Origin of the sequence: Streptomyces sp. NPDC127092, from assembly GCF_042722475.1 — a bacterium.
Classification (GTDB): domain Bacteria; phylum Actinomycetota; class Actinomycetes; order Streptomycetales; family Streptomycetaceae; genus Streptomyces.
In genome coordinates this window covers 63,688-85,059 of sequence record NZ_JBHXFE010000029.1, presented here as the reverse complement: position 1 = coordinate 85,059, position 21,372 = coordinate 63,688, and the positions used below count along the sequence as shown (strand labels likewise).

The window sequence follows — 21,372 nt, the reverse complement described above, 5'->3', positions numbered from 1 at the left end:
CCTGACATGCTGCGAGCACACCGTGCCGGCGCCTTGACCGCGTTCGGCGCCGGCACGGTGCTGATGGCGGCGGGGTCGGTACTCCTCGATGTCTCCGGACCTTCAGGGAACGAGGGGCAGCTGCCCGCCGCCTCGGTTCCCGCGCGGCCGCTCGCGTACTCACCGCCGGTGGCCGTCGCCGCCGACGGGCCGCACGGGCTGCACGCCGCTGTCAGTGCGGTGGCCGCCACCCGTGAGGGAGACCTCGCCCTGCCCCGGGACGGCAACCGCGTGGGCTGGTGGCCCTTGGGCGCCGCCCCCGGATCGGTCCGAGGCACCGTCCTGCTCGCCGGACACGTCGATACCGAGGCCGGACTCGGCGCCTTCGCGGAACTCCATGACCTCGACCTCGGAACCCGCGTCGAGGTGAAGGGAGCCGACGGCCGAATCCACCCGTACCGGATCACGGCGCGCCGCACGTACCTCCGTAGCGAGCTTCCCGCCGACCTCTTCTCCGCGAACGGAACGCCCCGCCTCGCCCTGCTCACCTGTTCCGGCGACTACGACTCCGACACCGGTCAGTACGCCGAGAACCTCGTCCTCTACGCCACTCCCGTCTCAGCCACCTGACCGGCCGCAGGGGCTGCCCGGCTGAGGGCGGTGACGGACCTGGGCGGGCGGCGCTTTCAGGCCGTGGTCGTGGCCGTGGTCGTGGCCGTCACCGTGGTCAGCGTCGGAGTCAGAGCAAGTTCCCTTTCGAATCCCGACAGCAGCGCGTGGACGGCGAAGTCGAAGCGTGCCTGGGCCGCGTTCTCGCCCAGCTCGCGGGCGGCGCCGGCGAGCAAGGGGTAGGTGTCGGGGTCCAGCACGGCCATGCTGCCGGCTTCGCCGACCTCGCCGGCCTGGGCGGCGGCGGGTCCGACGACGAGGCTGGTCAGCGAGTAGAGGACGTCCAGCGTTCTGGGAAGGGGGAAGCCTGCCTCGTGCAGCAAGCCCACTCCTGACGGTGCAGGCGGCCTTCACCGCGGTGCTCGTCCTGGGGGCGTACCAAGCGGTCGGCGGAGACGTCGGAGCCCGGAGGTGCTGACGGTCCTCGTGCTGGCTGCCCGCTTCGCTGACCCGTTGCTGTCCCTGGCCGACCTCGGCGGCAAGTTGCGCGCCGCACGCGGCGAACTGGCCCGGCTCGACGCCGTACTGCGCACCGAGCCGCTCCCACAGGCCTGCGGCCCGGTCGAGCAGTTCGGCCACAGCCTGGAGTTGGAGTCTGTAGCCTTCCGCCACGACGACCACACGGAGTTCGACGGCCTGTCCCTGTCCGTTCCCGACGGGCAGCGGCTGGCCGTCGTCAGCCCGTCGGGTGCGGGCAAGAGCCCCCTGGTGCAGCTGCTCGCACGGTTCTACGACGTGGACGCGGGCACCGTGCGCGTCGGCGGCGTTTGCGGCACGAGGCCGGCGGGAGTGAGGCGGCGGTCCAGGGCGCGCTGGCCCTTGGCCAGCCAGCGGACCGGCCAGTGGAGCAGGACGGCCAGGCAGACGAGCCAGCCGAGGGCATGGACCGTCCAGACGCCGGCCATGGTGGGGCCGCCCCAGGCGTTGTGGTAGTCCGTGTCGAAGTACCAGGGCGGATAACCGAAGTTGCGGATCGAGTTGAACAGCGCGTAGCCGATCAGCGCGAAGGCCGTCAGGTCCAGCGGGAGGCCGAGAGCGGTACGGGACAGGGTCCGGCCGCCCGTCCAGCCGGTGCGGCCGGACAGCCGGGTCCGCAGCCGGGCGGCGGAGGCGGGGCGGCCGACGAGAGTGAGGACGGCGGCGGCCACACCGGCGGGCAGCGCCAGGAAGACGCGGGCAGCACTCCGCAGGTCGGTGCGGGCCGTGTGGATGATCGGGGGCATCGGGGGCTCCTCACCCTCGCTGGGCTGACGCCCCGAACCGTGTCGCCCGTACGCCCTCGCCGTCGTCGCACTACGGAGCCAACTGCCGGGTCATACCGAGGTATCACCCCGGACAGGTGCACTACGTGCGGTCGAGGCCGCCAGCGCGACCTCGGGCCGGCGATACGGGACCACGGGCCGGCGAACTTCGGCCGCGGTCGCACGCCGCCGCAGGGGCGGGCTCGCCCCTCCTGGACTACCAGCGGCTTGCAGAGCAGCGGACGACTGGCGTGTCGTCGAGGGGGTACGCGCCGGGCATGAGCACGCCTCCGAACGATCCAGTCCCGCCCAACCCCACACCGGCGCCTGGGCCTGGGCCTGGGCCTGGGCCGGGTCCCCTGCCAGGGCCGGTGCCAGGGCCAGGTGGGCCCGACCCTGTTCCCCCGGCGCCGCCCCGGCCTGAGCCGGATCCGCCCGCGCCCGGTCCGCGTCCGGAACCGTCTCCGCAACCGGGACCACTTCCCTCGCCAGGCCCCGGCCCGGAACCGGTGACCTGAGTTTCACCACCCGGCGACGGGCCATGCCAAGTTGCTCCCCGGGCGTGAACCGACCCCTCGAGGCACCCCGTGGGCACCATCGGCCACGCCGCAGCCAGGCGCGAGCAGCAGCGCAAGACCACCTCATGGCAACTGCGGCGGGACGGCAGGTGGCCTCAGTAATGGCTCCCGGTTCGCGCGCGACCGGCCCGTCCTCGTCATCCCCGGTCGACGTGGTAGCGCTGAGCGAGCCGTGCGAGCGCGACGGCGCCGAGGAGCAGCCCGAAGTCGCGGAGCGCGATGTCGTAGTAGCCCGGGACGGTCAGCAGGTTCACGATGATGCCGGCGAGCCAGCCGGCCACGAGCCAGCCGCCGAAGCGGGGGGCCAGTGCCACGGCGAGGCCGGCCACGATCTCGATCGCGCCGACCGCGTACATGGCCGCCTGGGCGCTGCCGGGGACGATGTCGTCGATCCACGGCGCGAGGTAGGTCGGCCAGTCCACGAGCAGGTTGGCGAACTTGTCCAGCCCGAACAGGATCGGCGCCACCGTGAAACCGGCACGGAGGATCAGGAACGCCTGGTAGCCGGGGTCGGCGAAGGTTCTGCGCCTGTGAGTTGCGGCGGAGCTGGTGTCTGTGGTGACGGAGGTCATGACCCACTCCTTCTATCGGCAAGTTTCACTTCCTATAGAAGCTCCGTCTCGTTCTTTAGTCAATGGCTGTGGGTTTTACACTGGTGTTCGTGGACACCCCGAAGGAAGTACGCGACCCCGACGTCTCCGCCATCGCCGCCCTCGACGAGCCGACCCGCAGGAGGCTGTACGACCACGTGGTGCGCCAGTCGGGCCCGGTGAGCCGGGACGAGGCCGCCGCCGCACTGGGGCTGGCCCGCAAGACCGCGGCGTTCCACCTGGACCGGCTGGCCGACGAGTCGCTGCTCGACGTCGTCTACGAACGCCGCAGCGGCCGCTCCGGGCCGGGCGCGGGCAGGCCGGCGAAGCTGTACCGGCGCTCGGGGAAGCAGGTCACCTTCAATCTCCCGGACCGCCGCTACGAACTGGCCGGGCGGCTCCTCGCCCAAGCCGTGGAGGAGTCGGACGCGACCGGTGAGCCGGTGCGGCAGGTCCTGCACCGCAAGGCTGAGGAGTACGGCGCGCAACTGGGCGAGCAGCACCGGACGGATGTCTTCGACCTGCTCGAGCGGTACGGCTTCGAGCCGCACCGCGAGGACGACGCCGTCGTCCTGTCCAACTGCCCCTTCCACGCCCTGGCCCAGGAGCACAGGCAGACGGTATGCGGCATGAACCTCCACCTCCTCCGCGGCGTACTGAAGGGCGCCGGCGAGACCGGGATCGAGGCCTGCCTGGCCCCCGCTCCCGGACGATGCTGCGTCCGACTCCAGCCGGCCGCCTGACGGGTGCGCAGTCCGCGGCATCGCCGATCACCGTGCTGCCACCGGTGGAGCTGCGGATGCACAAGGTCCGCCAGTGGTATCCGAGCACCCAGGAGCACCGCGTCATCTGGCGCGGCCCCTGCATCAAAGGCCCGGCCGACGCCGCGTTCATGGTGGGAGAGATGAGTTAGGAGAGAAGGCGTACGCCATCGACCGACGGCTGTCCCGGAGGCTCCCTGGTCGGACAATGCGGCAGCCGGGCACGGCCGCCGAACTCATGGGGCCAGCGGCTGACCACTGATCCTGGCGAGGAGGGAGCACGCCCTGTTCTGGCGCGGATGCGTCGGATGCAGCTGCTCCGCGCAATCCTGGACAGCACGTCGTGCTTCCTGCTCCGCCTCCTGGTGGCGGCCGAGCCCGTGCAGTGCCGTGGCTATGGCCATCCCCAGTTCGCCCGCCTCGGCGCGTGCCGGGTCCGCATCGCGGCCGGCCCGCCCGGCCTCTTCAAGGGCCTCCGCATACCGCTGTTGCCCACACAGGGCGTGTACGAGCGCGGTGTGCAGGGGAGGCGCCCAGCCAGTGGCCATCCGCGCCAGGTTTCCCCGGGCCACCGCCTCGGCCTCCTCGTAACGGCCCCGCTCACACAGGGCGACGGCGAGACCGATCAGGGCCCCCGACTCGATCGCGTCCACCCGGACGAGGTGCCGAAGGCGGGCCACCTCACGCAGCACGGAGCGTGCTTCGTCCTCGGCTTCGTCGAGCCGTCCCTGCTGGACGAGAACGGTCACCCGGCTCCGACGCGCCGCGAGGAGAATCTGACGGGGCCAGCCCACCAATCCCTTCGTCTCCTGGATCAGCGCTTCCAGCTCCTCGAGGACCTCCACGCCACGTCCGAGGGCTATCGCCGCCTCCGTGGCCACGGAGACGCCCCACCGTGCCGCCAGCAAGCGCCGCTCTGAACCCCGGCCACGGACTGCCGCGAGGGCCCGACCCTTCTCCTCGGCCTCCTCGTAGCGGCCCGCCGCCAGTAGCGCATCCGCCTCCTGCGCCGCCACGATGTGCCACGGTGCTGCCCAGCCCCTCGGCCACGTTCGCCACAAGGACAGCTTCCACAATCTTCGATCGAACATCACGAGCGGCGAGCGTACGTGCGTCCCCAGGGCGCGCGTACGCCGGGGCTGCCGCTCGCTTTCCGGACCCGGCGCTGGCCGACGTAGCATCCCGGCGCCGCCCAAGCCGGCGGCTACCGAAGCCCGACATCTCGGCGAACCGCCACATCGACGGCCACGCGAGAATCCAAGCGCTCCGACGCCGCATGGCGGGCGGCACGACCTAGGGCCAGGGCCACGAAGGCTGGTAGGGCTCCCTGAATCCGGCTCTGACCGGATCTCGTGAACGCTCCTGTAGGTTCCTTGAGACTCGCGCGGGGCGATTCTCCACCGGAGGCACCAAGGAGTGACCGTGGCTGACGAACGTCTTGATGCTGAGTGGCTTCGCGGCTGGTGCGGGCAGGCGAGTGCGGCGCTCGCGAAGCTGATGCAGTCGTTCCATGCACGGTACGGCTTCGAGCCGGGCAGGAACGCAGTCGTGCTCGCTACGGAGGAGAGCCATCAGGCCACCGGCGCGCTCGTGGAGCTGACGCCGATTCCCTCGGACCTGACCACGATGTACTGGGTGATCGACGAGGTCTCCTTGCCCGATGTCGAGAACGGCTACTTCGTTCACCCGGCCTCGCTGGTCGCGGACCACTTCCGCGAGTACGGGGCCGTCCGGATCGACGGGGAAGAGCCTGCTCTGGTCTTCGCCAGCGACGGCGGCGGCCACCTGTTCGCACTGGCAGGCTCTGGCCGGGTCTGGAAGTCGACCACTGCCTCGTGGTTCGATCAGTTCGACCTCGCTGCAGCCAGTCTTCAGGAGTTCTTCGCGGGGCTCGCTCGGCAGATCCGCGGCCAGCACTGACTGTTGGCCGCTGGGCGAGCCGACTCAAGGTCGAGGTGATCGACCTCCTCGGCGCTGAGGCGCTCGCGGTTGCGCATGATCCAGGAGTGATCCGGCGCGGGCTCGGGATTCCGCTGGCGCGGCCGGGGCCGTGCCAGCTTTCAGGGTTCGCAGGTAGAGCGTGAGTGTCGAATAGCCGCCGCGGAATCCGCGTTCGCGGATCTGCCGGAACAGCGTGCGGCCGTTGGGGATGCCGGCCACGTACTGCTGCCGGAGGAAGGGCCAGAAGGCGTCCAGCTTCTCAGGGCGGCGGTCGCGGGCGCTGTCGAGGAGGTGGTCGAGGCCGGTGTCGCGGTCGCGGCGGACCGTCTTGCGGTCGAGACCAAGGCGGCGTGCGATGTCACTGAGCGGGTGGCCGACCGAGACCATGCGCGTGACCTCGGCGTGGTGCTGGAGAACGCGCTGCACGATCCGCGTGCGCGGGAGTGCGTCCACCAGCGGCATCTGGATCGGGCGGTCGTTTCTCCGTTCCGCGTGCTTCTTCAAGCACGGCCGGTGCTGATGGCAGGTCTTCTCGACCGCGTCCGAGAGGTTCTGGAGCAGATGCCAGCGGTCCGCCTCTTCCATGGCATCCGGCGCGGCTTCCTTGATCGCTTCGTGCAGGCGCGGGCGTAAACCGGGCAGATGGTCTCTGCTCCGGGGCGGGAGGTCAGCCAGGCGGCGAAGGTCTCCGAGGTGCGGTCGGGCAGGACGTCGACCACCCGGCCGGCCAGGATGGTGCAGTACCGGCGCTCACGGCGAAAGGCGAACTCGGAGGTCTCGCCCGCCCTCACTCGATCGGTGACATCCTGGAAGGAGCACTGGACGGGCTCGAGGCAGCGCACAGCACAGCTGCCCTCACAGGAGTCCCCACAGGCTTCACCGACCTCGACGCGCTCACCAGCGGACTGCGGCCCGGCCACTTGGCCGTCATCGCAGCCCGACCCGTCATGGGCACCTCCACCCTCGCCCTGGACTTACTGCGGACCGCCCTCCAAGATCTCGCGCGGCCAAACTGCTGGCCATCGAACTGCAGACCCCCGTCGTCGCCGTCTCCAGGCCAACCTCCTCGCGGTGAAGGAGTACGACGAGGTCGGCGTTGTCCTCCAGGGCCCCTGAGTCACGGAGGTCTCTGAGCATCGGCCTCTTGTCGGTGCGCTGTTCGGCTCCGCGGCCTACGACAGGGAATCACCCCGAGCAGGCGAAGCCGACATCATCGTCGCCAAGCACTGCAACGGGCCCACCGCCACCATCACCGTGACCTTCCAAGGGCACCACTCCCGATTCGTCGACATGGCCCCGACCTGAGGGAGACCTCCTCCGGCGAACCCGTGCGAAGCAGTGCCTTGACAGCACGGCTTCAAATGGAGAGGCACATCCCGGATCCGCACGTATTCTGCAGGCTGTGACCGCGACGTACGTGCTGGATGGCACCCAGATCAGGACGCTGGAAGACTTCTGGCGAGTCATCGGTGAGGTGATCAACGGTCCCGGCGGCTACTTTGGCAGGAACCTCGACGCCTTCGCCGACTGTCTCGCCGGTGGTTTCGGGGCGCCCGACGACGATGACTACGTGGTTGAGTGGCGGGACCACCAGGTGTCGCGCGACTATTTGAGCTATCCGGAGACCGCTCGGCAGTTGGAGCTCCGCCTGTCGCGCTGCCACCCCACAAACCGCCCGGCGGTCAGTGCCCATCTCGCCGCGGCGCGTGAAGAGCGCGGATCGACCGTCTTTGACTGGTTGATCGAGATCTTCGAAGACCGAGCCCCGGGTGTCCTGCGACTTCAGTGACGCTGTGAGCACCCCTCTCCTCCTGGGGCTTCGCTTACCACCGCATACCGAATTTCATGATCGTCTCTGCGGTGCAGCGGTTACGGTGATGCCCGGCGCACCAACCACCCCTGAGGAAAGGCAACTTCGTGAGCACATTTGGCGATTCCCAGTCTTCGCCGTCCGAGCGGCCGGTGGACCTCGACGAGCTGTTGGTCGCGGCAGCGGACCTGTCCGAGGCGGGCCTCGATGACTTCGCCGAACTGGAGTCGCCCTCGTCCGACGAGGACCCGCCGCCGATGACCGGTGCGACCCCAGAGCTCACGGCCCTACTGAACAGGGCGTTCACCGACAAGGCCGCGAGGGAGGTCAGGACCTCGTTCATGAATGCGGACTCCACGATCGTCGTCGACGAGGGAGTCTCGGAGCGGGCAGCAGGGGCTGCCGTTACCTGGATGGCCGACATGCGACAGGTCTACGCCGAGTGCACAGCGTGGACGATGAGCGTCGGCGATCAGGAGATCACCGTTCAGCTGGTGGACCCGGCCGACGACCCGAGTGAGCCGCTCAAGGTGGAGCAGAAGTACGGTGACGAGGCCTTGATGCGCACGATGCTCGCCGGCCCGGCTGGGCAGCAGGCCCAGATCACCACTCTTCTGGTGCGCGACGGCGACCGGGCCCTGGAGCTGACGTTCCGTAGCCTCGCGGCCGAGCCCGACGGCCCGGAGGCGGCCCGTCTCGCCACTGCAATGTCGAAGTTCCTCGCCCTGGCACCGGCGAAGTTCCTGGGCCTGCCGCTCGGCTAGAGACCACCGCGGGCGGAAACGCGTCATGACGGGGAGACCTCGGCCAAGGACACGACATCCCGGGCCGGGGCCTCGTCGAATGGCGGCAGCAGCAGTGGACGGGCTACGACCGTGCCGATGGAGACCAGGGCAGGGCCAGTGCCTGGAGACCACAAGGCAGGACCAGCGACGACTTCCACAATGCGATCGAAACGTCGGCTGGCGCCCTCCTGTTCCTGTATCAGGTCCACTCGACCGGTCGATCCGGGGATTCGGCCTTGGGCCCGTCCTCGCGAACGAGGCGACTGGATCGCCGAGCACCGCCGGCCTTCGACGCCGAGGGCCACCAGGAGCACGACGCGGTCGAGCGATGCACCAACCGGCTCAAGCAGTGCCGCGGCCTGCCCTTGCGAACGCACAAGTTCGCCTCGCCTACCGGGTCGCACGCCAACTCGTGAGCCTTTTCATGTGGACGGGGCGATGGCCCGCTCAGCGATCGACCACCCGACGTGCGTCCGTCGGCCAGGATCCCGAGCACACGATCTGCTTCACGAGCCTCAACGCCTCGTGCATGGGGACGGTGTCCTCACCCGGGTACTCGTCGTCCTGCCCGTTGGAGAGGACGAACCCGCTGCTCGATCCCTGAGCGCCGGGATCCACGGCATGCTCGCCGGGATCGCCCTCTTCCTCGAGCAGCATCAGCATCGCGCGCTGCGTATTCGTCACGAAGGCCAGCGATCGTCCGGACGAGCTGGTCAGCCATGTCTCGAGCTGCCCGCTGTCGATCCTCGCCTGAAGTGCTTCCAGCACCGTCTCGGACGACACAGGCCCAGGACTGCCGTCATTGATCACCCAGGTCTCGATCACGATCAGGACGATCTCACAGACCGTGCAAAGAGACAGTCCCCAGCTCCGCTCGGTCACCCGCGCCGTCCGAGAGCAACATTCCCTGATACCAGCTCGGCAAGGCCGAGTGAACCGTTCCCGAGGCCGAAGCCCTCCTCGCTCTCGATGCCCTCGAGCAGGCGCAGGGCGAGAAGGTGATCACCGAGAAGGTGATCGGCTGAGCGTCTCCCGTAGCGGGGCGACAGGTACGGGTCGACCACAGACCACCGACCATCACCTTCGCGCATTCCGTGCGGAATGGTCCGTGCCGCAGCAGGCCCTCGGCCGACACGTTTCGAGAGAATTCGCAAGGCTGGCCAACCCAGGCTGAGCGTCGAGAGCCTTGATGAGCAATGCCACCGACAGCTCCAACCAGGGCTCCGAAGCAGCCGTTGCGGACCCCTGTGAGGCGCTCCGTGCGCGCCCGTGCAACAAAGCGTCCCACGCGGCACCACCTCTTCAACTGGAGGAACGAGCATGCGTGGAATCCGTCGGCTGCTCAGCCTGATGGCAGCATCGGCTCTGCTGGGGGCAGGGCTGGTAGCTGCGTCTCCGGCCAACGCTCAGGCTGCAGCGTCGGACTGTGAAGGAGGTGTCAACGGCTTCACCGACATTCCCAACAGCCAGGAAGGCCGCGGGGTCGGGGGCGCGGGCAGCCTGGTGCTCGTTCACAACGGCGCCGTCATCGCCACCGCTTCCTACGGGATGCAGGCCGGCTACATCAACGGACGAGAGTTGGGCTGGGGCTATCTGAAAACCGTTACCACCTGGGCCTGGTACGGCCGTGCCGACGTCTGGATGGACGTCACGAACGACGGCGGGAACACGTGGATCCAGTGCGGCCCCTTCAGCGAGTTCTTCCCCGGCAAAAGGATCACGACCGCGGCCTACCCGACCAGTTCCTCGTCGAGCCGTGCCTTTCGGGTCTGCGCATCGCTGACCGGCGTCAACGACATCGCATGTACGGACTGGTGGTAGGTCGGCGCGGCCTTGGTCGTCGACTCGGCCCAGACGTGGGTGAGCGAGGTTGGACGGATTCGCGGACGCCGTCGTGCCCATGGGTAGTGGTGCGCCTCAGTCAGACTGCCGAGCCCGGCCACGCCGCACTCCCCGCGCGGGGTGAGCACCCGTACTCCCCGCGCGGGGTGAGCACCCGTACTCCCCGCGCGGGGTGAGCACCCGTACTCCCCGCGCGGGGTGAGCACCCGCGCATCCCTTCGGCCAGTTGCTCACCCCGGCCCTCGGACCCGGGCGGGCGCTTCGCACCGGCGACCCTCTCGCCGTCCGCCCGGGAGTCCACGGTCCCCAAGCGACTTCCGCATCGGCCAGCAGGACGTCCTCCAGCTCGTCGTTCCACCGGCTGCCCAGTGAGAACGGGTCAGTCTCCATTCGCTCGCCGATGACCAGACCTTTCGGCTGGGCCGACCAGCACGTAGCGGCCATGTGTGGCCGGGGGCACTGCCCGGCCCGTACACGACCAACATCTCCGCCAGGCGTTCGCCGTGCCGTACGGACGACTTATCGAGGCGCCGCAGGTACTCGTCTCGCTCGTCCTCGCGTACGGCGCTGAAGCCACGGACAGGATCTCCGCGAGCCGTCGGGGGAGTGAAGGCCTTCCGAAGCGGTCAGCGCCAGGCAAGATCCGGTCGATTACCTGCCGGTGATCACGCCAACGCCGGCAGAGACCACTGCTGACTGGCAGGAGCGGCCGAAGCCTCTCCCACTCCGCGTCCGACAGATCACCGCGTTCATCCCGCCCCATACCTGAAGAACGAGCAGAGCAAGTGACAGCGGCATGATCGGCTGGACGGGCGCAGCCCTGATCTAGCGCCTCATCTCGTATCTTTCCTAGCCGAGGCGGGCCTGCCCGGCCAGCAGTTCGGACCGGACGAGTTCCAAGAGGCGGCCCGTCCAGTTCCGGCCCCGTCCTCCGTTGTCGCCCCAGAAGTCCGAGTCCGCGTCGTCGTAGATCAAGGTCGCGTCGCCCGTGGCCACAAGGATCGCGGCGAGGTCGGAATGCTGCTCGTACTTGGCGCGCAGCAATCGGGCCATGACTGCCGTTCGGGTCCGCTCCCAGCCCTCGAGTCGCGTCGCCTTGGCCGCGAGTGTGTGCGCCTTCGCCCCCGTTTCCGCGGTGACGACTGCGATGCGTGCTTCAGGATCGGCGACGGACTGGGCCCAGTAGGCGTGCGCCACTGATGGATAAGTGACGTCGTCCAGGGTGATGGGGGCGGGATAGTCATTGCGCAGGCACCGCTTGTCCGGGTGCTCGAGCGCGCGCTGCGGGTACGAGTGGGGCAGCTTCAACGCGGGGGCGAAGGAGTTCACCGCCCCGTCCGCAGGCACCCGCGAGGGTGCCTCGGCCCGCCATCGGCTCCGCTCCTCGAAGTACGCGACGGCCTGGTCGTACTCGTCCTGCGAAACCCTCTTCTCAGGCCATTGGGGAAAGCGACCGCCCGGGCCCGTCACCAGGACCTGCAGAGGACGGTCCTTGCGGTCCATGTCGCCGAGGGCGTAGTGACGCACCGTCTCGGGGATGGCCAGATAGGCGGCCCTGGCCGCGGAGCGGTTCTCCTCCGTCCGCTCGGCGAGGAACGCATCCACCGCCGCCAGACAGCGGCCGGTCGAATCGGGGCGACCGTTCAGCTTGTCGATGGTGTCGCGGACTTCGGCGAGCAGCAGCTCCGGAGTCAGCCAGGTGGCCGGCTCGTCGAAGGTCCACGAGGCCAGGTGGTGTGCGGATGCCCGGCCACCGTCGGGAAGGCTGGTGGCCACCCACCCGCTGCGGAGCTTCTTCTCGAACTCGTCGAGCGTGACCAGGTCCCAGCAGTCGACGATGCCGTCAGCGTAGATGAAGAGGTCGGTGAGGAAGTAGGTGCCGCCGTTGCATATGAACGCGTGACGCCACGTTCCGGGGACACGGACGCCGTCCGCCGTGCGATGGGTGATCCGATTGCCGATCATCCCGTGATGATGCCCGACGGGCCTGCGGGGAAGCACACCGATTAATCCGTTGCCGCAGATCAGAACCTCCACGAACCGCTCGGCGGCCGACGGCCTGCGCCACACCGTCCGCGGTGCACGGGTGTGGACGGCTACCGGGACACGGGTGCGGACGGGTACCGGGAAGTGCAGGGCCCGAAGGTGTGATCATAAGGAGATGGAACCGTCCGGGCCGTTCAACGTCCTTTCCCTTCGCCATGTCCCCGCGGGTCCGGGGTCATGGCGATCGTCGGCGCGGATCCGCGTGATGGTCGACGGGGTGGATGTCGTGGAGACGATCCACCCCGACAGCGATTCGAGTCTCTTTCACGAGATGCTGATCGGCCCGCGCGAAACGTGGCCGCTGAGAGCCGGCGGCGAACCGCGGCGGGTTGAGTTTTCGAACAACTACTGCGACACCGACTGCTGCGGGGGTGTCTTCGTGACCATCGAGCGGTGTGGTGGCCTGGTGGTGTGGACATGGGAGAACACGGACGACATCCGGGTGCCGCTGCCATCGGACTCCCACTTCGACGCCGACCGGTACGACGCCGAGCTGGACCGCTTCGTCGCCGACCACAGCTGGGAGGAGCCGGTCGACACCGCCGTACGCCTCTTGGCCCGGGAACTGGTCGCCCTCGACTGGTACCAGCGGTGGAACTGCCTGCCCCCGTCCTGGGGCCTCGGCATATCGGTGGGCGACCGTGGCGAGAAGGCCCACATCACGATGCATTTCCGCGTCGAGGACTCCGTCCTCGCGACGGCATACCGCCGCTACACCATGGCCGTCACCGGGAACGAACCCGTCGAGGACCAGGTCCGTCGGTTCGCCGAACGCATCGACGCCTCCGACCCGCGTTCGGCCGCGCAGACCATCTGATCCGCTCCCGACCTGCTAACCCTTGGGCAAGGTCGTCGCCCTGGTGCGCGAGGCTCTCGCGCACGGCGTCGGTCAGGTGTCCGACCGTACGGGCTTGGTCCAGACGGTCGTTTACGAGAGGGACGTCGTGCAGCCACAGCCCCAGGGCGCACATCGCGCGGTGAGTCAATCAGCGTCAGTCGGACTGGCTGTGCTTGTGCAGGGCGGCGTTCGCTCGGAATCGGAGGCGGCCACACCGGTCCTTCTCTTCGGGTGATGCGTCTTCTGGGCAGCAGCAGTGGCCTCCCAGCCACCGGAGGTCCTCTGCTGTGAGCCAGAGAGCTATGCGACCTTGCGCGGCTTCTTCCTGCGGATCCGTTGGGATCGCATCGGTCATGGGCTCCACCATAGAGAGGTCTCACACCGGCTGGGCCCTCACCGCTGGGTGGTCGAGCGATCCCTGTCCTGGTTGGCCGGCTGCCGTCGGCTCCATCGGCGCTATGAACGGAAGGACGAGCACTTCCTCGCCGTCGTCGGCATAGCAGCGGTCCTTATCTCCAGCGTCGCCTCCAGGCAGTGAGTTCGAGCACCGCAAAGTGGCACCTTTCCTGGGATCAGGCAGGCAGGGCGGTCTTGCTGGATGGGGGGCGCCAGATGAAGGCGTTGGCGATCTCGTCCAGGAACGAACGGTGCTCCCATGTGTCGGTTATGTCGGCCCAGTTGCGAAGGATGGCCCGGCCCGCCGCCGCCCTCGCTATGGTGTTCAAGCTCGTCGCGTCCGCCCAGGACCGCTGGCGGGCGATCAGCGGAGCCTCGCTCGTCGCCCTGGTCCGGTCCGGCGCCAGGTTCAAGAACGGCGTCCTGGTCGAACGCGAGGAGGCCGCGTAGTCAGGTCGGCTGGTCAGCTGGCGAAACCGCCGTTGCTCTTCAGCAGTTGCCCGTTGATCCACTGCCCTTGCGGTGAGCACAGGAAGTCCACCAGGTCAGCGGTGTCCTGCGGGCTGCCCAGACGTCCCAGCGGTGTCTGGCGCAGTACGTGATCGCGGATGTCGTCGGACATCCAGCCGGTGTCGATCGGGCCGGGGTTGATCACGTTGGCGGTGATTCCGAGGTGGGCGAGTTCGTGGGCGGCGGCCAGGGTGATGCGGTCGAGTGCACCCTTGCTCGCCCCGTAGGGCAGGTTGCCGGCGGTGTGGTCGCTCGTGAGGGCGATCACGCGTCCGGCTCCCTGGGTTCCTTGGAAGCGTCGGCCGAACTCACGAATCAGCAGCCAGGAGGCACGCGCATTGACCGCGAAGTGGCGGTCGAAGCTCTCCAGGGTGGTGTCGAGCAGGCCGGAGTCCACCGACTCGCAGTGACACATCACCAACGCGGTGACGTTGCCGAGGCGGCCCTGAGCCTGGTCAAAGACGCGCCCTGCGGCATCAGGATCGGCGAGGTCCGCCTCGATCGCCACCGTGTCGGCGCCCCGCTCTTCCAGGGCCTTGGCGATGGTGTCCGCGGCGTCGGTCTCGATGCCCCAGGCCATGCGCGCGTCGTACGGCGTCCAGTACGTGAAGGCGACGTTCCAGCCTGTTTCGGCCAGTCGGCGAGCGATCCCCGCACCGATTCCGATGGACCGGCCGACGCCGGTCACCAACGCGACCGGCCTGGCGGCGTCGAACAGCGGTTTCTCATCAGCAGTCGTCACGAGGCGCAATCGTTCGGCCTCCACGCGGGGACGGCAACCCGATTTTCCTTCAGCTCATCCACAAGTCTTGACGATTGCTCCGTCGAAAACCAGGGAGCGAAGGGATCCAGACGGATGCTCGAAGGACGTCACCCGCCCCCAACTGCCGCAACAGAGTCTGATCCCAACGCGCCCCAGGTCAGGGGCTGTTTGCCCTGTGACGAACGGCGGCCGTCGGTACTACAGAAACACGCCTCGCAGACAGCGGCCGTATCCGAGTGGACTTGTCCGACGCCCGTTGGAAACTGCCGGAACCAACTCTGACGCCGCCCGGCAGAAGGGCGAGGTTCTCGACCAGCTCAACGGTCTCCTGCGGCGCCTGGTCCGGAAAGCCGAGGGCCGCGCCACCGAGCCGATCGCCCGCGTCCTTGACGCCCAGAGGATCAAGACCTCGGCCAACGTGCCCGCGGCCGACCAGGGCATTGGCGCGGGCAAGGAAATCGCTGGCCGCAAACGCCACATCGGCGTCGACACCGCCGGCCTCCTCCTGGCCGTACTGGTCACCGCCGCCAGCGTCTCCGACAACGCCGGCGGCATCCACCTGCTCTCGAAGATCGCCGAAGCCCACCCCCGCTTCACCAAGGCGTGGGTCGACAGCGGCTACCGCACCAAAGTCATCGACCACGGCGCCCACCTGGGCATCGACGTCGAAGCCACCCGCCGCGACCCTGCCCAGAAAGGCTTCAAGGTGATCCCGCGACGCTGGGTCGTCGAGCGGACCTTCGGCTGGCTCATGCACCACCGCCGCCTCGCCTGCGACTACGAGGCCCACCCCACGGCTCCGAAGCCATGATTAAGGTGGCCATGGTCGACCTCATGAGCGGTCGGCTCACCCGCGAATCCATGCCGAACCGGCGCGACTCCTGCGCACACCAGGTCAGGAGGCGGAGCCTTGAGCCGGGCATTGCCAGTCGGCCGCGTCGATTTCGTTCCCCTCAGCGTCGCTGAGGTGGAAGCAGTTGCCGTTGACCCACACCGTGACCGATTCGGGCCGATGGTCGACCTGGAATGGCTCGTCACCTCGCAGAGTCCCGGACCATGATCCATCTGCTGCCGGCGAGTGGGTGACAACGACCCACGTCTGCTTCGGGAGAAGCTGGTACGTATCCGCCCAGGGCTCCACGGTGAGCTCCAGCGCAGCCTCACCACCGTTGCTGAGCAGCAGCCGCACTGTTCCTCCGGTGACCATTCGGCACCCCTCCTTGCCTCTACGGACGATCGCGTTGCAACCGCAGGCCCTACGGGCCCACGCGACCCGATCGTCACACGCGGCCGCGGCCTGCAACCCCCGTCCGCGGCTCCGCGTCCTTTTCGTGAGCCGACGCTTGCGGCTGGTACCGAGCCGCATCGATCCCGGAGGTTCCCGTCAGCATGCCCGTGACCGCCCTCAACCCATCGCAGGTACGTCCCCTCCGTAGGTCATGGCTGGGGCCGGCCCTGCTGGGCTTGGTGTGCGGCGTCGTGCTGACCGGCTGTTTGGTCGCCGTCCTGCGCTGGCCGACGGAGGAAGTGACCTACCGCAGCGCCGCCCCGCCTTCGCTGATCTATCCGGACGAGGCACCACACCACCTGGCCCTGGTCCGCCGCAGCAGCCTGTCCGGGAGCGATACCTTCCAGTTGTTCATCGGCAGGCAGCCCACTCCCGCCTACGGACACTGGCTCGACGTCGACGCCGCGCTCGGGCAGCAGGGTGTGGAGTCGACGGAGTGGACGCGAGAAGGCGTACGGGTCCGCTTCCCGAAGGGCCACGAAATCTTCGTACCCGCACGGGCGTTCCTATACGGCAGGTAACAAGTCGGTACCCGTGGTCCGCATCACGAGCCGCTGTGCGGCGCGTAGTACGGCCGGTGCAGAGTCGCCGCCGCGCGACCTTGGGCGTCCTCGACGAGCCAGTCACGCAGCCTGGCCCCAGGCTGCAGAGCAGCACGCACCGTCGTCGCGCGGTTCGGGTTTTCGAATCTCCGCGTGTTCGAGAGTGCTTGCCGGGCAGACAGACAGGCAGGCGGCAGGCAGGCAGGCAGACAGACAGACAGACAGACGGGCAGGCAGACAGACGGGCAGGCAGGCAGGTAGGCAGTCAGTCAGTCAGGCAGAGAGAGAAACCGGCAGGCAGCCAGGCGGGCAGTCAGTCAGTCAGGTTGCGCCGCGGCGGTCGGCACGCTGATCAGCGACGTGGATCCTGCAGTACGAGCAGCGGCCCGCGACCTGGCCGCAGCGATCGCCGGCCACGTCCGCGAGGCCTGTCGTCCCTGACGGCGGGCCGGCCGGCTCCCGCCGTCAGGCGACGCTGCAGTTCTGGCACAGATCTTGGGAATCCATCGCGGAGCCTGACGGTGGCGTTCGATTGCCGGAAAGGGCTCGCAACCCGTCACCGTTCACGCATTCTGGTCCACCACCAGCCGAACATCGCCAACTCGATGTTGTTGGGTTCCGGCAAGGTGCGACGCTCGAACTCCGCATCGATGCGTGTGATCAGGCGGCCCAAGTCACGTTTGGCTCCGGGAGGAAGGTGCAGCATCGCCCTCTCCAGGTCGTCACGGGCATCTTCCACCTCCATCCCGGGCGAACAGGTTTCGGAGGCGTTCAAGTAGCGTCCAGACTGCTTGAAAGCCCGCTCGAAACGAGAGAGCGCATGAGCGACCGCGTTGCTCCACATCTCCTGGTCTTCGACCCGGCGGATCGCTGCACGAGTTCGCGCGGAGACACCACGGACTCGCAGGACAGGATACTGCCATCGTGGCCGCCACCGCTCTGCGCGGACGGCCCTGGGACGCCTACGCGGCATCGCCCTTTCGGATCAACATGAGGCCATCCTGCCACGGCTGGGCAGCTGCATGGCCCCCGGTTGACACGCTCGGCCGCAGCAGGAATTCCTACTGTTCGGTTCTGATGCAGATCTCGGGCACGTCTCGGAGCGTGCTGGAGCAGGATCCTTTTGCGGAGGAGTTCGAATCCGGCACGGCATTAGACCTGCCGTCTAATGTTCGTGATGCGGTTGACGGCGCCCTCGAGACCCCCGGAGCGCGTCCCACGCCGACGCCGACCACGGCATCGAATGCGAGCGCCCTGAGGGAGCGCCTTCCAACCGCCCAGCTACAAGGCGTACGCCGTCTCGCACGAGTCAGACTCCCCGCAATCGAACGCATCGGTAAGGCTCCGCGATGGCCCCAAGACCTGTGCCAGAAGCTGGAATGCGCCGGCGAAGCCACACCACTCTCCCTTCACGTTGCCCGTCTCCGCTGTGCGATCGCGACAGGACTGATGACGGCGAGACGGATCACCGGTCCTGAGAGAGTTCCAGGAGTTCGGCGAAGGTCCCGCCCCCATGGGCCAGGTCGTCGTACGTGCCGCGCTCGGTGATCCGGCCGTGTTCCATCACGATGATGTGATCGGCGATCTTGGTGTTCTCCAGGCGGTGGGTGACCACGATGGTGATGCGGTCGGCGGAGATGGCCTTGATCTGCTCGAAGATCTGGTGTTCGCCCCGGGGATCCATCTGGGAGGTGGGCTCGTCGAGGATCAGCAGCTCGGGCCGGCGGTAAAGCGCCCTTGAGCAGGCGATGCGCTGCCACTGGCCGCCGGAGAGCTCCGTACCACCCCAGAGGTCGCGGGCGAGGAGGGTGTCGAGACCGGCGGGGAGGTCTTCGACGGCGTCGCGCAGCCCGACCGCGTCGACGGCCTCCCACACCGGAGTGTCGTCGTGGGTACGGGGCTGGCCGAGGGTCACGTTCTCGCGGACGCGCAGCGGCCACTGCGCGAAGATCTGCGGCACCAGACCGGTGCACGCCCACACCGTGGAGGGGTCTGCCCCGGAAAGGTCGGTGCCGTTCCACGAGACCGCACCCTTTTCCGGTAGGTAGACCCCGGTCAGCAGGCGGGTGAGCGTGGACTTGCCGGACCCGTTCGCCCCGACGATCGCAAGGATCTGGCCGCGCCGGAGGGTCAACGAGACGCCGTCGACAGCAGGCTTGTCCTTGCCCGGGTACTGGTACACGACCTCCTCCAGTCGGATCTCGTCGACCGGGGCGGCGATACGGTCGGGACCTCGTCTGGGGGCGCGTGCGGCGGCGTCGTCGAGGAAGGACTGCATGTCGCCGAGGTACAGGCTGGTGTGGAAGACCGCGGCGCCGCCGATGACCACCTGGGACAGCGCGGCGAGCGTGGTCTGCACGGCGATCACGGCCGTCGCGGCGACCGCGAGATCGATCCGGCCGGACACGGCCAGCCACGCCAAAGCGCCCCACGTCGCCAGCAGGAAGACGCCGCCGGCCAGCGCCGACAGCAGGGCGATCCGCAGGGTCCGCGGCGCCGCGCCCAGGCTGCGCCGGTCACACCGGTCGGACAGGGCCCGGTACCAGTACACGAGGTAGTCGGTCATCGAGTTCGCGCGGACCTCGTCGCTGTAACGGGACTCGGTGGCCCACCAGCGCATCATCCCCCTCACGTTGCGGTCCGCCACGTTCGCGTAGTGGATCTCGTAGTCGACCCGCGCGCTCAGCACGGCCCCGACACCGGCCGGAAGAACGGCGAGCAGGAGCAGCGGCAGCATCAGCGGGTTCAGCACCGACAGCACGCCCCCGGCAGTGACCATGCGAATCACGGACGACACGAACCGCTGGGCGTCGGCCACCATCACATGGGTCCGCATCACGCCCATCTCGGCCGCCTCGCGCCGGTCCGCGAACCCGTCCTCCGCGTACGCCACCGCCTCCACCCGGCACACCGCCTCGACCAGCGCCGAGTCCGTCTCCGTCGTCAGACGTGGCGTGATCCGCCGCTCCGCGTACGAGGCCACCGCCCCGGCCGTACGAGCCAGAGCCGCGGCGAGGGCCACCACCAGCAGGGCCGGCAGCGCGCCACGCAGCCGCTCTCCGGCGGAACCGGACCCGAGGACGGGCTCCATGGCCCGCGCGGTGGCCGTCAGCAGCACGGCGGCGGAGGCGCCGGTGACCAGCTGGCAGCCAAGCAGCAGCTGCACGGCACGCCGGTCGGTCCGCCACGAAAGCCGCGCGATGCGGCCCAGGACGGCGGGGATCTGCGCGCACATGCGCCGGAAGGAGACCTCGGCGAGCGGGTTGATCGCGTAATGGCCGCTGTAGGTGATCTCCGCGGGCGGGGGTGGAGGCGGTGTGGTCTGCTGCTCGTTCATGGGCGTCGAGGTCAACGGCGGGTCCTCCTGAGCGGTCGTCCGGCGCGGTTCGTGAAGCTCAACGACCTCGTCGAGATATCGAACTGGTGTCTTTCGGACTCCGTCGGATCCCCGAGATTCGGCGCGTGTCGGAGCGTGGAGGATGCACCGATCCGCGTCTCCCAACGGACCAGGTAGGCAGGGCGGTTGGCCGAAACGCCGATGGCAACGCCTTTGCGGCGAGGACGGGCGGCCTCGGCCTGCGCCCTCCCGACGCACCTTCCGCACCCATATGACCGTCGGCGCCTCGCTCGTCCGCGACGGCGTCCGCCGCGCCGAGTTCCTGCTCGTCGAGCACCTCGCACGATGTCCTGGAGTCGCGATCCGCCGAGCGACGGCTCAACCCCAGGCCAACCCAACCCCAGGGCAACCAAATCCCAGGCCAACCCAACCCCAGGGCAAGCTCCCCGTTCAGCCGGCGGAGCTCTCCTCAAGGAGTGAGGCGAGGCCGTCAAGGAGGCGCTGGAGGCCGAACTCGAAGAGGGCGTCGAGGTCGAGGTCGTAACCGGCCCTGGCGAGGCGGGAGAGCGCGGGGAACCGGCCGCTGGCCAGAATCGCCAGGAGTGCGGGCTCCTGGGTGTCCATCCACTCCTCGCTGTCGAGGCCGCTGTGCGCCTCCGCCTCCCGCTCCGACTCCAGGTTGACGGCGATACCGCGGGCGTAATTGAGCACCATGAGGTGCGCGGTGAAGGCGGACTGCAAGTCCAGTCCGTGGGCGTGCAGGGTGGCAAGCATCCACTCGCTGTACGGAAGTGCCGAGGTGACCATCTGAGGGCGGGTCACCGACAGGGCGGGTGCGAGCCACGGATGGCGACGGAACAGGTCCCAGAGCTGCCGCGCCGCCAGCTCGATCGCCTCGTGCCAGCCCTCCGGCGGATCGGTCGGCAACGGGCTCTCCGCGATGACCGTGTCCATCATCCGTGTCAGCAGGTCTTCCTTGTCGGCCACGTGCCGGTACAGCGACATGGTCGCCACCCCGAGCTCGGCGGCCACCCGGCGCATCGAGACCGCGGCCAGCCCCTCGGTGTCGGCGACCGTGACGGCGGCGACGATGATTCGTCCGAGCGTGAGTGACATCTGGCCCGATGGCGCGTCGGGCGGCGTGCCCGGGCGGGCAGCGGCAGCCGGTCGAGGGGCGCGCACCGGGCGGCTCGGGGACGCCACGACCGTTCCGACGCCGGGGACGGCGCGGACCATGCCCTCGCGGCGCAGTTCGGTGATCACCTTGGTCGCGGTCGCCATGGCGACCCCCCACTGCTTCATGATCTCGCGGGTCGAGGGCACTCGATCACCCGGCGTCAGCTCGCCCGTCTCGATCCGCCGCCGCAGTTCGGCGACGATCTGGCTGTATCGCGGTACCGCCTGTTCACCCATCGACACCCCTCCGCACTAGTGCACCTGACGGGGTGCCATCCTA

The 21,372-nt window shown here is 68.7% G+C and carries 22 protein-coding genes and 3 pseudogenes; 13 read left to right on the top strand and 12 right to left on the bottom strand.

Features of this window, described 5'->3' with window-relative positions:
- Window positions 1-6: 6 nt before the first annotated feature.
- Window positions 7-609, top strand: coding sequence for a class F sortase (locus ACFWJO_RS23685; RefSeq protein ID WP_386868040.1), 603 nt, complete (start codon window positions 7-9; stop codon window positions 607-609).
- 56 nt (window positions 610-665) lie between these two features.
- Here the strand turns inward: ACFWJO_RS23685 and ACFWJO_RS23680 are convergent, their stop codons facing one another.
- Window positions 666-971: a hypothetical protein gene (locus ACFWJO_RS23680; protein ID WP_386868039.1), complete on the bottom strand. Its 306-nt coding sequence runs from the start codon at window positions 969-971 to the stop codon at window positions 666-668.
- A gap of 88 nt (window positions 972-1,059) precedes the next feature.
- On the opposite strand from ACFWJO_RS23680, the gene ACFWJO_RS23675 reads away from it, so the two are divergent.
- Window positions 1,060-1,581 carry an ATP-binding cassette domain-containing protein gene (locus ACFWJO_RS23675; RefSeq protein ID WP_386868038.1) on the top strand — a complete coding sequence of 174 codons (522 nt, stop codon included), beginning with the start codon at window positions 1,060-1,062 and terminating at the stop codon, window positions 1,579-1,581.
- A 1,023-nt stretch (window positions 1,582-2,604) separates the two neighbouring features.
- Here the strand turns inward: ACFWJO_RS23675 and ACFWJO_RS23670 are convergent.
- Window positions 2,605-3,039, bottom strand: coding sequence for a hypothetical protein (locus ACFWJO_RS23670; protein ID WP_386868037.1), 435 nt, complete (start codon window positions 3,037-3,039; stop codon window positions 2,605-2,607).
- 83 nt (window positions 3,040-3,122) lie between these two features.
- Between ACFWJO_RS23670 and ACFWJO_RS23665 the strand changes: the two genes are divergently transcribed.
- A complete protein-coding gene (locus ACFWJO_RS23665) occupies window positions 3,123-3,800 on the top strand; it encodes a helix-turn-helix transcriptional regulator (protein ID WP_386868097.1) in 678 nt (225 codons plus the stop codon).
- 254 nt (window positions 3,801-4,054) lie between these two features.
- Here the strand turns inward: ACFWJO_RS23665 and ACFWJO_RS23660 are convergent, their stop codons facing one another.
- Window positions 4,055-4,834 (bottom strand): tetratricopeptide repeat protein, encoded by a 780-nt coding sequence (locus tag ACFWJO_RS23660; protein WP_386868036.1) that lies wholly within the window; start codon window positions 4,832-4,834, stop codon window positions 4,055-4,057.
- A gap of 406 nt (window positions 4,835-5,240) precedes the next feature.
- Here ACFWJO_RS23660 and ACFWJO_RS23655 point away from each other — a divergent pair, with 406 nt between their 5' ends.
- Window positions 5,241-5,738 carry a hypothetical protein gene (locus ACFWJO_RS23655; RefSeq protein ID WP_386868034.1) on the top strand — a complete coding sequence of 166 codons (498 nt, stop codon included), beginning with the start codon at window positions 5,241-5,243 and terminating at the stop codon, window positions 5,736-5,738.
- A gap of 24 nt (window positions 5,739-5,762) precedes the next feature.
- Here ACFWJO_RS23655 and ACFWJO_RS23650 read toward each other — a convergent pair whose 3' ends face one another.
- Window positions 5,763-6,344 (bottom strand): hypothetical protein, encoded by a 582-nt coding sequence (locus ACFWJO_RS23650; protein WP_386868033.1) that lies wholly within the window; start codon window positions 6,342-6,344, stop codon window positions 5,763-5,765.
- 209 nt (window positions 6,345-6,553) lie between these two features.
- Here ACFWJO_RS23650 and ACFWJO_RS23645 point away from each other — a divergent pair.
- Window positions 6,554-6,739 (top strand): annotated as a pseudogene (locus ACFWJO_RS23645) (DnaB-like helicase C-terminal domain-containing protein); the annotation flags it as partial.
- Window positions 6,740-6,821: 82 nt separating this feature from the next.
- Here ACFWJO_RS23645 and ACFWJO_RS23640 read toward each other — a convergent pair.
- Window positions 6,822-6,935: pseudogene (locus ACFWJO_RS23640) on the bottom strand (DnaB-like helicase C-terminal domain-containing protein); the annotation flags it as partial.
- A gap of 226 nt (window positions 6,936-7,161) precedes the next feature.
- On the opposite strand from ACFWJO_RS23640, the gene ACFWJO_RS23635 reads away from it, so the two are divergent.
- Both ACFWJO_RS23635 and ACFWJO_RS23630 read left to right on the top strand, forming a co-directional pair.
- Window positions 7,162-7,548 carry a barstar family protein gene (locus tag ACFWJO_RS23635; protein ID WP_386868031.1) on the top strand — a complete coding sequence of 129 codons (387 nt, stop codon included), beginning with the start codon at window positions 7,162-7,164 and terminating at the stop codon, window positions 7,546-7,548.
- A gap of 173 nt (window positions 7,549-7,721) precedes the next feature.
- The gene (locus ACFWJO_RS23630) at window positions 7,722-8,333 is read left to right on the top strand and encodes a hypothetical protein (RefSeq protein WP_386868029.1); all 612 of its coding nucleotides are present in this window, start codon (window positions 7,722-7,724) and stop codon (window positions 8,331-8,333) included.
- A 468-nt stretch (window positions 8,334-8,801) separates the two neighbouring features.
- Here ACFWJO_RS23630 and ACFWJO_RS23625 read toward each other — a convergent pair whose 3' ends face one another.
- Complete coding sequence (locus tag ACFWJO_RS23625; RefSeq protein WP_386868027.1) at window positions 8,802-9,179, bottom strand: hypothetical protein; 378 nt, start codon at window positions 9,177-9,179, stop codon at window positions 8,802-8,804.
- 495 nt (window positions 9,180-9,674) lie between these two features.
- On the opposite strand from ACFWJO_RS23625, the gene ACFWJO_RS23620 reads away from it, so the two are divergent.
- Complete coding sequence (locus ACFWJO_RS23620) at window positions 9,675-10,175, top strand: hypothetical protein (protein WP_386868026.1); 501 nt, start codon at window positions 9,675-9,677, stop codon at window positions 10,173-10,175.
- An 870-nt stretch (window positions 10,176-11,045) separates the two neighbouring features.
- On the opposite strand, the gene ACFWJO_RS23615 is transcribed toward ACFWJO_RS23620, so the two are convergent.
- A complete protein-coding gene (locus tag ACFWJO_RS23615) occupies window positions 11,046-12,161 on the bottom strand; it encodes an NADAR family protein (RefSeq protein WP_386868024.1) in 1,116 nt (371 codons plus the stop codon).
- A gap of 460 nt (window positions 12,162-12,621) precedes the next feature.
- On the opposite strand from ACFWJO_RS23615, the gene ACFWJO_RS23610 reads away from it, so the two are divergent.
- The 3 genes from ACFWJO_RS23610 to ACFWJO_RS23600 all read left to right on the top strand — a co-directional run bounded on the left by ACFWJO_RS23610 (window position 12,622) and on the right by ACFWJO_RS23600 (window position 13,926).
- Complete coding sequence (locus tag ACFWJO_RS23610; RefSeq protein WP_386868022.1) at window positions 12,622-13,059, top strand: hypothetical protein; 438 nt, start codon at window positions 12,622-12,624, stop codon at window positions 13,057-13,059.
- 346 nt (window positions 13,060-13,405) lie between these two features.
- A complete protein-coding gene (locus tag ACFWJO_RS23605) occupies window positions 13,406-13,618 on the top strand; it encodes a transposase (protein WP_386868095.1) in 213 nt (70 codons plus the stop codon).
- 149 nt (window positions 13,619-13,767) lie between these two features.
- Window positions 13,768-13,926, top strand: a complete 159-nt coding sequence (locus ACFWJO_RS23600) for a hypothetical protein (RefSeq protein ID WP_386868020.1) — start codon at window positions 13,768-13,770, stop codon at window positions 13,924-13,926.
- A 13-nt stretch (window positions 13,927-13,939) separates the two neighbouring features.
- Here ACFWJO_RS23600 and ACFWJO_RS23595 read toward each other — a convergent pair whose 3' ends face one another.
- Window positions 13,940-14,728: an SDR family oxidoreductase gene (locus tag ACFWJO_RS23595; RefSeq protein WP_386868093.1), complete on the bottom strand. Its 789-nt coding sequence runs from the start codon at window positions 14,726-14,728 to the stop codon at window positions 13,940-13,942.
- A gap of 196 nt (window positions 14,729-14,924) precedes the next feature.
- Here ACFWJO_RS23595 and ACFWJO_RS23590 point away from each other — a divergent pair.
- Window positions 14,925-15,631: pseudogene (locus tag ACFWJO_RS23590) on the top strand (transposase); the annotation flags it as partial.
- 13 nt (window positions 15,632-15,644) lie between these two features.
- Here ACFWJO_RS23590 and ACFWJO_RS23585 read toward each other — a convergent pair.
- Window positions 15,645-15,956, bottom strand: coding sequence for a hypothetical protein (locus ACFWJO_RS23585; protein WP_386868018.1), 312 nt, complete (start codon window positions 15,954-15,956; stop codon window positions 15,645-15,647).
- 272 nt (window positions 15,957-16,228) lie between these two features.
- Here ACFWJO_RS23585 and ACFWJO_RS23580 point away from each other — a divergent pair, with 272 nt between their 5' ends.
- Complete coding sequence (locus ACFWJO_RS23580; RefSeq protein WP_386868017.1) at window positions 16,229-16,558, top strand: hypothetical protein; 330 nt, start codon at window positions 16,229-16,231, stop codon at window positions 16,556-16,558.
- Window positions 16,559-17,135: 577 nt separating this feature from the next.
- Here ACFWJO_RS23580 and ACFWJO_RS23575 read toward each other — a convergent pair.
- From ACFWJO_RS23575 to ACFWJO_RS23565, 3 genes are all read right to left on the bottom strand, one after another.
- Window positions 17,136-17,423, bottom strand: a complete 288-nt coding sequence (locus ACFWJO_RS23575; RefSeq protein WP_386868015.1) for a hypothetical protein — start codon at window positions 17,421-17,423, stop codon at window positions 17,136-17,138.
- A 621-nt stretch (window positions 17,424-18,044) separates the two neighbouring features.
- Window positions 18,045-19,916, bottom strand: coding sequence for an ATP-binding cassette domain-containing protein (locus ACFWJO_RS23570; RefSeq protein WP_386868091.1), 1,872 nt, complete (start codon window positions 19,914-19,916; stop codon window positions 18,045-18,047).
- A gap of 450 nt (window positions 19,917-20,366) precedes the next feature.
- Window positions 20,367-21,329 carry a TetR/AcrR family transcriptional regulator C-terminal domain-containing protein gene (locus tag ACFWJO_RS23565; RefSeq protein ID WP_386868013.1) on the bottom strand — a complete coding sequence of 321 codons (963 nt, stop codon included), beginning with the start codon at window positions 21,327-21,329 and terminating at the stop codon, window positions 20,367-20,369.
- Window positions 21,330-21,372: the final 43 nt, after the last annotated feature.

Bases quoted from the DNA above. Each gene is read 5' to 3' on its own strand.
- ACFWJO_RS23685 (WP_386868040.1), top strand. From the start codon at position 7: ATGCTGCGAGCACACCGTGCCGGCGCCTTGACCGCGTTCGGCGCCGGC.
- ACFWJO_RS23670 (WP_386868037.1), bottom strand. From the start codon at position 3,039: ATGACCTCCGTCACCACAGACACCAGCTCCGCCGCAACTCACAGGCGC.
- ACFWJO_RS23650 (WP_386868033.1), bottom strand. From the start codon at position 6,344: ATGGAAGAGGCGGACCGCTGGCATCTGCTCCAGAACCTCTCGGACGCG.
- ACFWJO_RS23620 (WP_386868026.1), top strand. From the start codon at position 9,675: ATGCGTGGAATCCGTCGGCTGCTCAGCCTGATGGCAGCATCGGCTCTG.
- ACFWJO_RS23615 (WP_386868024.1), bottom strand. From the start codon at position 12,161: ATGATCGGCAATCGGATCACCCATCGCACGGCGGACGGCGTCCGTGTC.
- ACFWJO_RS23600 (WP_386868020.1), top strand. From the start codon at position 13,768: ATGGCCCGGCCCGCCGCCGCCCTCGCTATGGTGTTCAAGCTCGTCGCG.
- ACFWJO_RS23585 (WP_386868018.1), bottom strand. From the start codon at position 15,956: ATGGTCACCGGAGGAACAGTGCGGCTGCTGCTCAGCAACGGTGGTGAG.
- ACFWJO_RS23575 (WP_386868015.1), bottom strand. From the start codon at position 17,423: ATGTGGAGCAACGCGGTCGCTCATGCGCTCTCTCGTTTCGAGCGGGCT.
- ACFWJO_RS23570 (WP_386868091.1), bottom strand. From the start codon at position 19,916: ATGAACGAGCAGCAGACCACACCGCCTCCACCCCCGCCCGCGGAGATC.
- ACFWJO_RS23565 (WP_386868013.1), bottom strand. From the start codon at position 21,329: ATGGGTGAACAGGCGGTACCGCGATACAGCCAGATCGTCGCCGAACTG.